Origin of the sequence: Providencia sp. PROV236, from assembly GCF_033676985.1 — a bacterium.
Lineage (GTDB): Bacteria > Pseudomonadota > Gammaproteobacteria > Enterobacterales > Enterobacteriaceae > Providencia > Providencia manganoxydans.
This window is the reverse complement of the sequence record NZ_CP096297.1, coordinates 764,036-778,134: the sequence shown is the minus strand read 5'-3', so window position 1 is coordinate 778,134 and position 14,099 is coordinate 764,036. Positions and strand designations below refer to the sequence as shown.

The following is a 14,099-nucleotide window of genomic DNA, read 5'->3' as shown; positions in this document are numbered from 1 at the left end:
ATTAAAATTTGATCATCATTAAAAATGATTTTGGAACTTTCCTTAAAAATTAATTTAATTATAAAATATATAAAAAATTAATGTTTAATTTTTTTATATAAATTGATATCTCATTTAATTTGATTTTCTTTACACATTACCACATACATTTTTATATTTTTAACTTTAAAAAAACACATAAAATAAACCCCTCCGTTACTATTAACACAATATCAATAATAACGAGGGATTCTATTTATTAATAGGACATCTATATTTAATTATATTTCACTTATTTTTCAGTTAAATTAATTTGGTAAATAGCAAAACCTATGCTATCTGTTCCAACTTGTTTTACTGAATACAATGAATGCTGCTTAATAAATGTTGCAGCTTTCTCAGTAGGAGATGTCTCAAAACGAATATCCAGTTGCTTATCGGTCTTAATCGGTAAGAAAGACCAATTATTGTCAGCCTTACTTGCAACCTGGCCCTGTTGTTTAGAAACCTTCGCAATATAAGAAGCAAGTATTGAACGGTTTTCATCAGGTGAAGCAAATGCGATATGGCTATCTCCCGTTCCAGCAAATTTACCACCGTAAGCCCTATAATTATTGGTTGCGACTAAGAAGCTGGCTTTAGGATCGATTGGCTTCCCTTGATAAGTGACATTTTTAATGCGATTAGACTGTGGGCTTACAGGCTGACAATCTACATCATATTTTGCAGGTTGAGTCAGGTCTATTTGATAATTAACCCCACTAATAGTGTCGAAATTATAAGTTCTAAAACCATCCCAATTAATTAGGCTTTGAGGGGATGTCGATTGAGGATCAATACGATTAAACATACCAGCAGAGCACTCAAGCCATTCAATCACTTCTGCGCCTGTCGCTTTCACTACAACTAACGTATTAGGATATAAATACAAATCTGCGGCATTACGGAAAGTTAAATCGCCCTTTTCTACTTCAACAAATTCATCCGGTGCATTTTTCCTTCCTCCGACTTTAAATGGTGCAGCAGCAGCTAAAACAGGCAGATCGGCTAGATCAGGATCACCTTGAATATAGTGTTTGGTGTAATCAATTTGGGCATCATTCACGATCTGAACCGTTGGATCACTTTGAACTAAGGCCAAATAGCTGTACATATTGTCAGAAGCTTTACCGATCAGTTTGCTAACAAATTGACGCGTCTCATTGTGTGGTTTATCAATGATTTTAGCCAATTCATTATCACGCTCAACTAATGGTTTTTTATTAGCTTTATCATAAACAGGGCGTGCCTGTGCATTTGCATCAACAACTTTCCAGCTCCCGTCATCATTGTTTAATACCAAATCAACGACACCAAGGTGATCGCCCCATTGCCCAGGCATAACAGCAGGGATCCCATTAACCGTTCCTTTGGCAATGTCGACCCCTTTAATATTTGCAAATTCCTTGCTTGGAAATACACCATGTGAATGACCAAACATAATGGCATTAATATCCGGAACATCGCTCAGGTAATAAACGGAATTTTCAGCCATCGCTTTATATGGCTCTTGAGAGAAGCCTGAGTGCGGGATCGCGACAATGATGTCGGCACCTTCTTTCTTCATTTGCGGCACAAATTTTTTGGCGGTTTCAGTAATATCATTGACGGTAACTTTACCGCTTAAGTTTGGTTTGTCCCAAATCATAATCTGTGGTGGAACAAAACCTATATAGCCAATCTTCAAGTTATGCTCTTTGCCGTCACGATCTTTAACTGGCGTATCAACGATAATATAAGGTGTAAAAAAGTTTTCCCCCGTTTTAGCATCAATAATATTCGCGTTTATATAAGGAAATTTAGCGCCAGCAATGGCTTTTTTCAGGTAATCCAACCCAAAATTAAATTCATGGTTACCAAAGTTACCTACGGTATACCCCATGGTATTCATTAAACTATGGGCTGGATGGGATCCCCCTTCTTCGATGCCTTTCGCTGCCATGTAGTCTGCTAATGGGCTGCCCTGAATTAAGTCACCGTTATCCACCAACACAGCATTAGTTACTTCAGCTTTAGCCGCTTTAATCAAACTTGCAGTTCGAACTAACCCAAACTGATCTGTTGATTTATCCTTATAATAATCAAAATCAATCAAGTTACTATGAATGTCAGACGTTTCCATAACACGTAAATCAACTGTCGCAGCATTGGCATTCAATGTGATAAACAAAGCTAGCGCCGACAGTTTAAAGATATTATTCATCTGTAATTCCTCTACACAAATTGATGCAAAATCATTTTTAGTCAGAAAAGTGCTCAAAACCCTATTTTAAGATCTTCATAGATTTTAAGTAATTCGAGGTGCAGCTAAGCAGCAAGTGATATTATCTCGCTGTACATATATAAGTATGTGGCCTCGGATAGCCCTATACCTAAACGAAAAGCGCTGCAACTTGCAGCGTGACGAATGTAAACAGTGCACTTGATATAAAGTGAAGTCACTACCTATCTTAATTAGATTGATTTAATTGAATATAAGTCACAAAAAGTCATCATTGTCATACCTAATTTTGCGGCCACAACCACGCAGCACCACGTACACCACTCGAATCGCCATGCACTGCTTTGCGAATTGGTGTATCACATTCACGTCCAAATACCCAATTTCTAATTAATGGCGGTAATGTTTGATATAAATTATCGACGTTGCTCATTCCCCCACCAAGCACAATAACATCAGGATCTAACATATTAATGGCTTGGGCCAATGCTCTTGCAAGACGCGACTGATAGTTATGCATCACAGACGTCGCATGTTGATCACCTGCCCCAATCAATTCAATAATCTCTGAACCTGTTTTTGTTTCACCTGTATACTTGCGATAGTCACTCATGAACCCCGTTCCAGAAACAAAAAGCTCGGTACAGCCAACTAAACCGCAATAACATTGTTCACCCTGAAGAAATGCATGGTCTTGTTCATCTTGCCAAGGTAGTGGGTTATGCCCCCATTCCCCAGCGACACCATTTCCCCCTGAGTGCACTTGCCCATTAATTGCAATTCCTGCTCCGCATCCAGTCCCAATAATAACGGCAAACACGACTTTAGCGCCTTTGCCTGCGCCATCAACGGCCTCTGATACGGCAAGACAATTCGCATCATTCGCCACTTTTACGGGGCGTCCTAGCAGCTTGGCTAAATCCGCATCAAAAAACTGCCCATTCAACCATGTTGAATTTGCATTCTTCACCCGTCCTGTTACTGGAGATAATGTACCTGGAATACCGACACCAACAGTGCCTTTTTGCCCTGTTGCTAATTCTGCATCGCTAACTAAACTCACAATTGCATTTAGCGTTGCTTGATAATCACCACGAGGCGTCGCGACCCGTTTTCTAAATAAAGTCTCACCATCATCATCCAGTGCGATAACTTCAATCTTAGTACCACCGAGATCAATTCCAATTCTCATCGTTGCTCCACCTGAGTATTCGTTCTGTACTTATAGTGTATAGAAAACATGCCATTAATACTGCTACACGTAATAAATTATGTGATAGGGCATTTTTTTTCGCTTAATAACAGACAATTCGTTATCATAGCCATCGGCTAAAATAGGCAATCCATCAACAAAGGTAGGTTTTTCATGTGGTTCAAGAATATATTGGTCTATCGTCTGAATCGTGATCTGACACTCAGTGCTGACGATCTAGAAAAACAGCTTGCCCCTCTCGCCTATCACCCTTGCGGTAGCCAAGACATGATGCAAACAGGTTGGGTGTCACCAATGAAGGGTTCTGACTCTTTAACGCATGCTGCGGGTAACCAAATTCTGATCTGCGCGAAAAAAGAAGAGAAAATGTTACCTTCTCCAGTGATTAAGCAAGAACTACAAGATAAAATCGAAAAACTGGAAGCTGACCAAGGTCGTAAACTGAAAAAAACAGAAAAAGACTCCCTTAAAGATGAAGTCGTTCATGCATTACTGCCTAGAGCATTCAGTAAATACAGCAAAACCTACATATGGATTGATACTGTTAATCAGCTAATTATTGTTGATGCAGCAAGTGCGAAACGTGCCGAAGACAACTTGGCTTTGCTGCGTAAAAGCCTAGGCTCACTTCCTGTAGTACCACTCACATTTAAAGATCCAATCGAACTGACTTTAACCGAGTGGATCCGTTCGGGCTCCCTACCTCAAGGTTTTTCTGTGATGGATGAAGCTGAATTAAAAGCCATCCTTGAGGAGGGCGGCATTATCCGTTGTAAAAAACAGGAATTAATTTCCGACGAAATAGCCACACATATCGAAGCTGGAAAATTAGTCACTAAATTGGCTTTAGATTGGGAAGAGCGCATACAGTTTATGCTTTCGGATGATGGTTCACTAAAAAGGTTAAAATTCAGTGATACATTAAAAGAACAAAACGATGATATTGGCAAAGAAGATTATGCTCAGCGCTTTGATGCCGATTATGCCCTAATGACAGGCGAACTCAGTGCACTTATCACTCGCCTTATTGATGTCCTCGGTGGTGAAGCCGAACATTAATCAACAATTTATTTTATCATTGGCAACACAATTTCATCGTGTTGCCATCACTTTTTAGACCTTGCTAGCATTGCCACTATTAAGTCATTGACTACCCGCCAAATCTCTGCTGAATTACATTTCAATAACAAAAATAATCAAGTCGCAACCATAAGGTCAAACTTCAATCGCAGGAATTGTTATGAAAGAGCTCATCGAACCAGAAGTGGATGAACATTCACTTGTCACTCTGCAAAAAATTACGGCAGATAACTTCTCTGAAATTTGTCTGTTAAGCCATACACTTAGTGAAGCACAACGTAGTATGGTAGCGGATAATGCATACTCTATTGTTGAAGCTCAATTTTCAGATTGTGCATGGTATCGAGGTATATACGCTGATGATGTTCCCGTTGGTTTTATCATGCTGCACTCTGGATTAGATGATGATGAACTCGAATATGATGGCATTATGCTATGGCGTTTTATGATAGCAGAGCCCTATCAAAAACTAGGGTTTGGCCGAGAAGCTTTACTGCAAGTGATTCGTTATTTAAAAAAGAAAGGTTATCCACGTCTATATAACAGTTGTGGCGAAGGAGAAGAAAGTCCTTTTGAGTTCTACCAAAAGCTCGGTTTTATCCCAACGGGATCGTATCTAGACGATGAATGTGAATTGGTACTTGATTTAACAAATTGGAAAGATGAATAACCGAACTACATTAGAAACTCAATTAATTAATTTTTTTATGTTTTATATTTAACGGGATACCCTAAATAATTCGTGTTGCAGCTAGGCGGCGATTGAGTAGAGCCCTAGTAGCATACATAAGTATGTGACTAGGGTCTGCGATTGAAGCCAACAACGCTGCGGCGCGAAGTATGACGGGTATCTGGTGGATATCTTTATTTTTGGATCAAATACCGTATAGTCGGCCCATCTTGTTGAATATCCAACACCGTATAGCCATAATTTTTTGCATCTAAAGGGATGTTATTAATCGATTGTGGGCAATCGCTCACCACTTCCAATATTTCCCCTTTTTTTAACGATGGCATCGCTTCTAGTGTTGCTACTGCTGGATAAGGACAAGGCTCACCAACCATATCTAATCGATAGTCAGGGATAATTTCTTTATGGCTCATGATGCCTCCGTTGTTGTTATTGCTTGAGTTTGTGTGCGCTTACGGAAAAAATATTTTTCCCATACCAACATTAAAATAAAGGCTAATGCTAATAGCAAATAAGTCACAGCTAAGCCGCCTTGCGGACCAAATGTTTCGAGTAAATTAACCTTATCAAAATCAGTGGCTAACCAAGGAGCTAGATCATCCCAATAATAAGCCAGAATAGTTGCTCCAATGATGTTACCAAAACCAACCCACCAATAATGAACTTGCCCTTCAACAGCCCGATACATCCAACCTGTTTCACAGCCTCCTGCTAACACTATCCCGAAACCAAACAGCAATCCGCCAATAACCGCATTGGGTCCCGCCCACAATATTTTTGGTGTGGCGCCGAGTTGTACATAACTAAAAATACCAATCGCGCTGACAGCCATACCAATAATAATCGCTTTTGCCATGTGAGTTCTTCCCGTGATCCATAAATCGCGGAATGCAGAAGTAAAGCAAATTTGAGCACGTTCAATCAGTAAACCAAACCCTATGCCACACAAAATGGCGATACCGAGTACAGGCGCATCCCATAAGGTATAAAACCCCCATGCAATGGCGATTAAAAATACCGTCATCCCTAATTTGAAGCGTTTTTTAGCGACATCAGTCCGCTGTGTTAAAGGAGAGGCCGAAGAAACTTTTTTCAATTTAACGGGGATCCTAAACATTGGCATCAGCGTGAATTTGGCCCCAAAGTAAGAGCCTGCCGCAGTTGCGATAGCAAAGTACCATGCGTGTAAAGAAAATTGAGGGATCCCAGTGAAAAATGCGGCAAGATTACACCCCATTGCTAAGCGAGCACCAAACCCAGCAATGATACCGCCAATAATCGCTTGGAAAATACGGATCCGATGTTGAGGCATTCGTAGTTTAACGTTATTTGCCCATAGCGCGGCGGCGAAACACCCAGCAAACATCCCGATGATCATTACGCCATCAATCCTATCTAATGGGCTACCCGAAAAACCAATGACTTTAAAGTATCCCCAATTTTCAGGCTCAGCACCAAAGAGCTGTAAGATGTGCCCACCCCAACGAGTAAATTCACCAGTTACAGCCCAAAATGTGCCAGTTAAGCCAAAATAGTATGTCGAGAGAACACCTGCTGCAATAACGGCAGGTAAAGGTTTCCAAAAACGGATGAGATAGTGAGATTTAAACTCAGACCAAGTCATGTTAACTTCCAATTGATTCACGCCAGTACCTGGCAGAGAAGCCCGCTGTTGTATCTATACTCTAAATAGTTCGAGGTGTAGGTAGGCGATAAGTGAAGATAGAGGGAGAGCATAGAAAAACTATGTGACCCGACTAGCTAAGCATAGTCACTTATACCTCAACGAAAAGCCTTACAACTTGAAATATGACGAGTATATTCCCCACAGCAGTAGAGATAACATAATACTCCGATAATTCATTTCGTGAAGATATTTGTTTAAATAATGCTAGTCATACTTAAATAGACCGCAATTGGTCTAATTAGCATAAAAAGCTAGCAGAGAACATCGGCGTGCAACTACTAGATAAAAAATAATTCGTTGTTTTAACTTAAATTTAAGACAAAAAAAGCGTTATCAGAGATAACGCATGAATGTGTAGTCTTATTTATCTATAATAGAGGAGTATAATATGAAATTGCCTGTTAAGGCGTTGCATTGCTATGCGTAGTCTGAAATCAGCCCATTTGACTTCAGAATAACATTCTTCAACTAATAAACCGATTCATGATTAAAGCAAAAAAGTGGTAAAACTTATTTTTGTTAACTCAAGATATCAAGGTTAATTTATATTTCCCTAGTTTGGCGTATAAAGAAAATAAATAGTTTAAAACATGAAAAGTATTTAAAAGTATTTCCAAATGTTATTGATTGCAATATAACGCAACATAATTGTTGCGCAAGTGTTTTTTTCATTTAACTAAAATCATCCAAGAAAAAGAAAAAAGATCAATAAAATCACAGTGATATAAAAACAATCATGTTTTAAAAAAACATTAATATATATTTTTAGATATAATTTACATAATTACTGATATCTTGAAAATGTTACAAAACTAATTATTTAATAAACTCTCCTTATCTGGAAATAGATTAAAACTTAGTTATTATATTTATTTATTCATATATATTGAATCTTAATAAGTATTAATCTAATTTATTCTATTACCTTATTTACTCAGTAACACGAAAAATGAATAAATTCACATTCTATTCATCAAAACTACAAGGGATTATATTTATTATTTAAATAACAATAAGTTATATATTACCTAGATTAAATTGACACTATTTTCGAGTTAGAAGTTACGCGTAACTACTTAGTCTTATTCAAAATTAAATAATCCCATAAAGAAAAAATGGTTTATTTTTAATAATCACTTAGCGAACTAATTTGGTGAAAAAAGCAAAAACAATGAACATTTAAGTTACATTTTTTATACATTTTTTAACCATAAAACGATGACATTAATTCAAAAAATTAATGATTACAGGCATAAATGAAAGGAGACTCAACCAATAATGAGTAACAAAAAACGCGTTTTATCTCAAATGAGGTAAAACGCGTTGTGCAAAGCTATATGATTTACTGCTTAGGGGCGGTCGCTTCCATACCAACTAAACCAATCTTGAGATACCCTGACTGCCGTAATGCATTCATAACATCCATCATTGTTTCATAGTCAACGGTCTTATCCGCTTGGAAAAATATGGTGGTCTCTTTATTGGCGTTGGTTGCAGCATCTAGTGATGTTGCTAGCTGCTCTTTTGTTACCGCTTGATCGCCAATAAATAGCTGGCTATCTGATTTTACTGTTAGGAATACAGGTTTTTCCGGACGCGGCTGTGGTTTTGCTGTCGAAGCAGGTAAATCAACTTTGATATCAACCGTTGCTAATGGAGCAGCAACCATAAAAATGATCAGAAGGACTAACATAACATCAATAAAAGGTGTTACGTTAATTTCATGCATTTCACCGCTATCATCTTGTTCATCGCCTAAACGCATTGCCATAATCGTTGTTACCTTGCTTTACTATTTGCCAGATCGAGGTCACGACCTAATAGTAGCGCAGCCTGTGCTGCAACATCACCAATCTGACCACGATAGTTATTAATCATACGAGCAAAAATGTTATAAATAACCACAGCTGGAATTGCCGCAATCAGACCGATCGCCGTTGCTAATAGTGCTTCGGCAATCCCAGGAGCCACAACAGCTAAGTTAGTTGTTTGTGAGTGAGCAATACCAATAAAGCTATTCATGATCCCCCAAACGGTACCAAATAGCCCCACAAATGGCGAAATTGCGCCAATAGTCGCTAAATACCCATTACCGCGCCCCATATAGCGGCTAATTGCAGCAATCGCTCTCTCTAAGCGGAAGCCAGTTCGTTCTTTAATACCCGCTAAATCAGTACTTTGTGCAGACAGTGTCCTTTCAGCAACCGCTTCATTAAGCAACAAACTAGTCACACTATTTGCTTTGAAATTGCTCGCGATACTAACCGCCTCATCAAGCGATTTAACTTCTGCTAATGCTTTTGCTTCTGATTTCAAGCGTCGACGAGCAACTAATAGCTCAATACCTTTAGAGAAGAACAATGCCCATGTGATAATTGATGCAATAACCAGCCCTATCATAACGGTTTTAACAACATTATCTGCGTTTTGATACATCCCCCAAACCGATAAATCTTTGTCGAAACCGCCTTGGTTTTCAGGTGCAATTTCAATGCTTTCACTGATAACAGGTGCTGATGTATTGTTTTCAGCACTGGCTTGATTTTGTGCAATTGGCGTCGCTGCGGATGGGTTATTTGCTTCAGAACCCGAAGCAGCCGGTGCTGTTTGAGCTGATGTTGGGGTTGTCTCTGGTGTGGTATCCGCATATGCAGTTCCCATCAGGCCCATCGCCAATAGAATAGAAGCTGTTAGTTTACGCATCAGTTGGCCTTATATTCTCTTTTTCTGTGTTCTATTAATATACTCGTTATACTTCAAGTTATCGTGTTGTTGACTATGCTCACTCGCACCAGCCACATACTTATCTATGCGCCTAGCAACTTGTTCACTTGTCACTAATACAACCTTGAATTATTTAGAGTAAAAATGTGTGCCGATGATATTGTATTTACAGTCACCGACTAACCTATAAAAGCGAAGTTCCCTCGCCTAATGTGTCATTTTTAAAAATGACGGTGCTGATAATATCAAACATGACGCGAATTGATAGTAATTATCATTACTATTCAGCATTTTTTTATTATTTTTTGCTCTAAAGCAAACAAGCCCATTGCAATCATGAGGTTATTTTAAGCTGACATGAAAAAAAATCAGATTGAAAGTTAAAGCATGTACTTCCTCAATCAAATCATTTAACTTCAATTAACGACTTTCCGGTTTCCCTACTTTAAGCAAGTGCAAGGACACAATATGGCAAAGATCCGCCCCGAAACACAACTTGTCCATCTTGGCAGAAATCCTAAATATACCCAAAAAGGTGTTAATCCAATTATTCAGCGCACCTCGTCAGTGATTTTTGACACTGTTGAAGAGAAGCGCCATGCTACACAAAATAGGGCAAATTCAGTCCTTTTTTATGGTCGCAGAGGAACCCAAACACACTTTGCCTTCCAAGAGGCCATGACTGAACTTGAATGTGGTGCAGGCACAGTATTATACCCTTCTGGCGCAGCTGCTATTACCAATTCAATATTATCTTTTGTTTCTTCTGGCGATCATATTTTAGTCACAGGCTCAGCTTACGATCCGACACAAAATTTTTGTGACAAAATCCTTACTAAGCTAAACATTAAAACCGACTATTTTGATCCGTTAATCGGCGCTGGTATTGCCGAACTATTGCGCACTAATACACGTATTGTTTTTTTAGAAGCACCTAGTTCTATTACCATGGAAATACATGATCTTCCTGCGATTGTTCAAGCTATCCGCCAACAAGCACCTGAAACGATTATCATGATTGATAATACTTGGGCCGCAGGTGTATTACTGAAACCTTTGCTACTCGATATTGATATTTCAATCCAATCTGCCACCAAGTATATCAATGGTCATTCAGATTCAATGCTAGGCATTGCGGTTGCCAATCAACGCTGTATTAAGACATTACGTGAAAATTCCTATTTACTTGGTCAAACCGCGGATCCCGATACGGTATATATGGCTGGACGTGGTTTGCACACATTAGCCACGCGCTTAAAACAGCATGAAAGTAGTGGCCTCACTGTTGCACAATGGTTAGAACAACGGCCTGAAGTTGAATCTGTTTACCACCCAGCTTTACCTTCTTGCCCGGGACACTCATTTTTTGTTCGCGATTTTAGCGGCAGCAATGGATTATTCTCTTTTCAACTAAAATCACGTCTCTCCCAGCAGCAATTTGAAGATTTTCTAAACCATTTTAGCCACTTCAAAATGGGCTATTCATGGGGTGGCTATGAATCATTAATTTTAGGCTACCAAAAAGAAGATCTATTAAGTATGCGTCAATACGATTTCCAACCTAATGACGGCACCTTTTTCCGTATCCATGTTGGCCTAGAGCATCCACAAGATCTGATTGATGATCTGGCATTGGCATTTGAACGCATTTAAGCATGTATTTTTTTCCAATACTTTCATAGTGTTTGCTAATATGAAAGTATTGGTATGACCTCTATTAAAATTTCAACTAATCCACACATTCAGTAAACAAATCAAACTTAGCGTCATTTTTTCCTGTAAGATAATAATGAATTCGCTTTTTTCGCAGCTTTTTTCGTAAATACAGGAACGATTATGGAAGTACTACGCGAAATCGTACTGGCACTTTGGCACCACGATTTTCTTAAACTCTCCAATCCAGAAGTACTTTGGGTTATTTATACAGTTCTCTTTGTGGTCATCGTCTTAGAAAATGGGGTGCTTCCCGCAGCCTTCTTACCCGGTGATACCCTATTGATCCTTTCAGGTGCATTAATTGCAAAAGGTGTATTGAGTTTTGTGCCAACGATTTTATTACTCACTACCGCAGCAAGCGTTGGTTGTTGGCTAGGCTTCCTTCAGGGAAGATGGCTAAGCGAAACAAAATTAATTAAGCGTTGGCTAGCGCAAATCCCTCATGAATACCATGAAAAAGCGAACCATATGTTTCATAAACAGGGGCTATATGCGCTGTTGATAGGCCGCTTTTTAGCCTTTGTGCGAACATTATTGCCTGTTCTTGCAGGACTCTCTGAACTGAGCCATCGCCGTTTTCAGTTATTCAATTGGTTAAGCGGGCTGTTGTGGGTCGGGATTATCGTCACACTGGGCTATGCGCTAAACCAAATTCCATTTATCAAACAGCATGAACAGGTCGTCATCAGTGTGCTGATGATTTTACCTGTATTGCTACTTATTGGTGGTTTAATAGGGTCGATTATGGTGTATTGGAAGCATCGTAAAGCTCTCAGTAATAAAACAGAATAAGCAAAAAGCCGTCTCTTAAAGGATGCACAGACTACCGCCAAACGTATTCTGTTTGGCGGTAGTTGTTTAGAGTGTTGAAATAAACGAGCAAAATCAATTCATTGATTTTCGGCTGATAACACGAAGCGGGAAAAACCACGCTTTTATCCCGCTTCGTCAACAACATCGAGCCGCCTCTTAAAGGCGGCAAATGATTTATTAGTGAGCAAAATAAACGGTCAGTGCAGCAAACAGATATTGCCCAATTTCAGGGGTCATCCATGTGCCACGAGAGATAACAGGATCCTCTTGGTAAATTTGACGAATTTTTTCCTGTAGTACGGGATCACCACCGGTAAATTGATTAAACATGGTTAACCACATTTGAGCCAATGATTGAACCTCTGCTGATTCAGGTGGAAGACCGGCTTTTAGTGCATTATAGAGACCGGCGATCAGCTCAGGCCACACTCTACCTGATTCAAAATAGTGTTCTTGAACAAAAGCAAATTGCTGCTCCGTTAAGTGGGGTTTGAAAATATCTAGCTGATGTTCACTAAACCCTCTAGCAACATACTCAATCATTTCCTCAGTAATACCCGATGAAATAGCAAATTCATTGTCTGATAAATGGATCGTGTTTAGGCGAGCAAAAAAATCGGGGCTTCCGCCAGTATCACGTTCCAGCGCTATCATCCATTCCGTTGCGACTTTCTTTGCTTGCTCGGAGTCAGGTGCAATCCCTTCTTTTATTAAGGATTTGACTATACTAACTCGTTGCTGCCACTCTTCGCTCTTTAGGGTGTGAGCCGTATACAGTGGCATCTGCTCTAATTCTTTTGGTGTAAAGTACTTATCATACATGGACATCATCTCCAAAATGGAAAACCAATCAGTCTGAGTGAGAATGTCGCCAGCCTGCATCTGCCGCTGAAGCTGCTCCAATCGATATTGCAACTGTGCCATCTGCTTCATTTGTGCCGACAGAGCATCAATACGCTCTTGCAGCATTTGCGCCATATCACCACTTTGACCATCTAAGATCTCACCGATGTCTTTAAGTTTTACGCCCACTTGCCTTAACATTTGAATTTGAGTCAAACGCTCAAGACATTGTACGTTATACAAACGATAACCTGCATCGGTTCTTGCAGTCGGTACTAATAACCCTATTTCTTCATAATGATGAAGTGTACGAATAGTTAGCCCGGTTCTCTGGGCAATTTCACCCACTTGAAATAGCATCTTTATCCTCCTGTGATCGACTTGCAGGTTAATGCCTCACGTTACGTAAGAGTCAATACACTCGTTATCATTTAAAATATATTTCTTTTGTATAATTTTATCTTTTTCTTGTAGCAGAGCACTATGCCGCTGATTATACTCTCAATAATTCGAGATGCAGGTAGGCAACAAGCGAAGATAGTTGGATAGCATAGGTCAGCTCGGTGAGCGTGGCGTAGTCACTGATGCCTCCACGAAAATCCCTGCAATTTGAAGTATGACGAATATATAATTCCGACGAATAATCCACACTTATAAATGATGGTGAAATAAATGAACATAAAAGCAATATCCATTGGATTGCTTTTACTTCCTGTAATAGGGCTGGCTGATAGCTTAGATATTGGTGAGCCTAGTACTCCCGGCTATGAAAAAGCAGAAGAAGCAAAATCCTGTATTGACCAATATGCTTTTGATATTGCGAGTAAAAATAACCAATCTGCCACGGAGATCGCCGAAGCTGCTCTGGGCTACTGTGATAATAAAATGGAATCATTTCGTCAATACAATCGCGAAATGAGTGTGGCCAATATCCCACAAGATGATATTCGTGAATTGTCTTTACGAGGCGCGGCGCTATTTGCAGCCGACCAGCAATTCCATGACTTAAAGGTTTCGTGGATAAAGGATATTGAAAATAAAATATCCAAACACCGCCAAGCAATACAATAAATTTTACTCGTCATACTTCAAG

12 protein-coding genes are annotated in these 14,099 nt (G+C 39.3%); 5 read left to right on the top strand and 7 right to left on the bottom strand.

The window, feature by feature from the left end; translation table 11 throughout:
• Positions 1-271: 271 nt before the first annotated feature.
• The gene (locus tag M1E96_RS03295; RefSeq protein WP_319066996.1) at positions 272-2,221 is read right to left on the bottom strand and encodes a bifunctional 2',3'-cyclic-nucleotide 2'-phosphodiesterase/3'-nucleotidase; all 1,950 of its coding nucleotides are present in this window, start codon (positions 2,219-2,221) and stop codon (positions 272-274) included.
• Positions 2,222-2,522: 301 nt separating this feature from the next.
• The gene (gene mak / locus M1E96_RS03290; protein WP_070926854.1) at positions 2,523-3,431 is read right to left on the bottom strand and encodes a fructokinase; all 909 of its coding nucleotides are present in this window, start codon (positions 3,429-3,431) and stop codon (positions 2,523-2,525) included.
• Between the two features lie 174 nt (positions 3,432-3,605).
• Between mak and rdgC the strand changes: the two genes are divergently transcribed.
• Together rdgC and M1E96_RS03280 are read left to right on the top strand one after the other, a co-directional pair.
• On the top strand, positions 3,606-4,511 hold the full coding sequence (gene rdgC / locus M1E96_RS03285; RefSeq protein ID WP_140182781.1) for a recombination-associated protein RdgC: 906 nt from the start codon (positions 3,606-3,608) through the stop codon (positions 4,509-4,511).
• Between the two features lie 181 nt (positions 4,512-4,692).
• The gene (locus M1E96_RS03280; RefSeq protein WP_070926856.1) at positions 4,693-5,202 is read left to right on the top strand and encodes a GNAT family N-acetyltransferase; all 510 of its coding nucleotides are present in this window, start codon (positions 4,693-4,695) and stop codon (positions 5,200-5,202) included.
• 194 nt (positions 5,203-5,396) lie between these two features.
• On the opposite strand, the gene yedF is transcribed toward M1E96_RS03280, so the two are convergent.
• From yedF to exbB, 4 genes are all read right to left on the bottom strand, one after another.
• On the bottom strand, positions 5,397-5,636 hold the full coding sequence (gene yedF, locus M1E96_RS03275; protein ID WP_004926886.1) for a sulfurtransferase-like selenium metabolism protein YedF: 240 nt from the start codon (positions 5,634-5,636) through the stop codon (positions 5,397-5,399).
• Positions 5,633-6,847 (bottom strand): selenium metabolism membrane protein YedE/FdhT, encoded by a 1,215-nt coding sequence (yedE, locus tag M1E96_RS03270; protein WP_272580457.1) that lies wholly within the window; start codon positions 6,845-6,847, stop codon positions 5,633-5,635. Before yedE ends, yedF begins: the two co-directional genes overlap by 4 nt.
• A gap of 1,405 nt (positions 6,848-8,252) precedes the next feature.
• Positions 8,253-8,681 carry a TonB system transport protein ExbD gene (gene exbD / locus M1E96_RS03265; protein WP_070926859.1) on the bottom strand — a complete coding sequence of 143 codons (429 nt, stop codon included), beginning with the start codon at positions 8,679-8,681 and terminating at the stop codon, positions 8,253-8,255.
• 8 nt (positions 8,682-8,689) lie between these two features.
• Positions 8,690-9,613, bottom strand: a complete 924-nt coding sequence (gene exbB / locus M1E96_RS03260) for a tonB-system energizer ExbB (protein ID WP_272580409.1) — start codon at positions 9,611-9,613, stop codon at positions 8,690-8,692.
• A gap of 489 nt (positions 9,614-10,102) precedes the next feature.
• Here exbB and metC point away from each other — a divergent pair, with 489 nt between their 5' ends.
• Positions 10,103-11,287 (top strand): cystathionine beta-lyase, encoded by a 1,185-nt coding sequence (gene metC, locus M1E96_RS03255; RefSeq protein WP_070926862.1) that lies wholly within the window; start codon positions 10,103-10,105, stop codon positions 11,285-11,287.
• Positions 11,288-11,470: 183 nt separating this feature from the next.
• Positions 11,471-12,142 (top strand): DedA family protein, encoded by a 672-nt coding sequence (locus M1E96_RS03250; RefSeq protein ID WP_337979786.1) that lies wholly within the window; start codon positions 11,471-11,473, stop codon positions 12,140-12,142.
• Positions 12,143-12,340: 198 nt separating this feature from the next.
• Here the strand turns inward: M1E96_RS03250 and M1E96_RS03245 are convergent, their stop codons facing one another.
• Positions 12,341-13,366 carry a MerR family transcriptional regulator gene (locus M1E96_RS03245; RefSeq protein WP_272580411.1) on the bottom strand — a complete coding sequence of 342 codons (1,026 nt, stop codon included), beginning with the start codon at positions 13,364-13,366 and terminating at the stop codon, positions 12,341-12,343.
• Between the two features lie 312 nt (positions 13,367-13,678).
• On the opposite strand from M1E96_RS03245, the gene M1E96_RS03240 reads away from it, so the two are divergent.
• The gene (locus M1E96_RS03240; protein WP_272580412.1) at positions 13,679-14,077 is read left to right on the top strand and encodes a hypothetical protein; all 399 of its coding nucleotides are present in this window, start codon (positions 13,679-13,681) and stop codon (positions 14,075-14,077) included.
• Positions 14,078-14,099 lie beyond the last annotated feature (22 nt).